This window comes from Polynucleobacter sp. AP-Capit-er-40B-B4 (genome assembly GCF_018882245.1).
Taxonomy (GTDB): Bacteria; Pseudomonadota; Gammaproteobacteria; order Burkholderiales; family Burkholderiaceae; genus Polynucleobacter.
The window spans coordinates 1-1,457 of the sequence record NZ_JACVOV010000003.1; the positions used below are offsets into that span (position 1 = coordinate 1).

At 47.8% G+C, this 1,457-nt stretch carries 1 protein-coding gene; it reads left to right on the plus strand.

What is annotated here, in order from left to right; genetic code table 11:
- The coding region (locus tag ICN19_RS08170) for a hypothetical protein (RefSeq protein WP_216246956.1) at window positions 1-1,457 on the plus strand (1,457 nt) is incomplete at both ends.

Consider the following 1,457-nt stretch of genomic DNA (forward strand, 5'->3'; position numbering starts at 1 on the left):
TAAGCTCTGGTACCGCGACCGTTGGTACTGACTCGGGTACAGCTTTGCAGTACTTTAATGGCACCGCTTGGGTGGATTACACCCCAGGTAGTTTTGTCGCTATCCCAGCAGGTGGTTTATTGGTACGTGTTGCAATCGTGAACGATGCTCCTTATGAGGTTTCAGAAACCTTTAATTTGATTGCTACAAATGCCAGCGGAAATAATGCCACTGGTGTTGGTACGATTAATGACAACGGTACCGGCAGCCTCTTTAGTAGTGCAAACACCACTGGAGTGCCAGATGCAGTTGGTACCGTTGATCCCCTCAACGGCACGCTGGCACTGAATAACGATAATCCTTATAGCCCTGCATTTGTGAATGATTTGCTAGTCAATGAGGGTTCTCCTTATGTGGTATTTACCGTAACAGGTGTGCCAACAGCAAAAGTTAACTTAACTTTGGGTGTGGGTACATCACCTGCGGCAACTGCTGGAAGTGATTACACCAATAGTTTGGAGTATTTCAATCCGGCCGCTAATGGTGGCCTGGGCTCATGGGTTGCTTATAACCCACTTAACCCACCAGTGTTGAGTGCTGATACAGGTTCACTATTGGTGCGCGTGCCTATATTGCAAGACACCGTTGTTGATGGTGGAGAGCGATTTAAATTAAGTGTTCAGTATGCAAGCTCGACACCAGTGTTGGTAAATGGTGTCTATGTAACTCCTGACACAAGTCATACTTATGATGGTTACGCTCAAATTGTTGATGATGGTACAGGCAGTATTTGGAATGCAGCTGGTAGTCTAGTAACGCCAGCTACAGGCGCAGTAGTAACACCTACTGTTAGCGCTCCATTGACTGATGACGACCGTCCTCTCGCTGTTAACAGCCTGACCGTGAACGAAGGCTCACCTTATGCTGTATTTACAGTTACTGGTGCAGCAGGTCAGTATGTCAGCTTGGCAACTGCCAATGGCACAGCCTCGTCTGCAGATTACGGTCCTGCTTTGGAATACTTCAATGGCACAGCTTGGGTGGCTTACACGCCAGGTAGCTTTGTACAAATCCCAGTTACTGGCACAACGCTATTAGTCCGCAGCGCAATTACCAATGACACCACACCAGACAATGGTGAGACCTTCACCTTAACAGCGACCAATACTGGCACTACTAGTGCTACTGGTACTGCTACGATTTTGGATGATGGTACTGGTACGCAATTTACTGCCGGCAATCCAACTGGTAGTACTCCAGAAACTATTACGCCACCAACTCCAGTGAATGGAGTGGTAAGTAGCGCTAATGCTGCGACACTGCCAAATGATGATCGCCTATTAAGTGTTAACAGCCTGACCGTGAACGAAGGCTCACCTTATGCTGTATTTACAGTTACTGGTGCAGCAGGTCAGTATGTCAGCTTGGCAACTGCCAATGGCACAGCCTCGTCTGCAGATTACGGTCCTGCTTTGGAA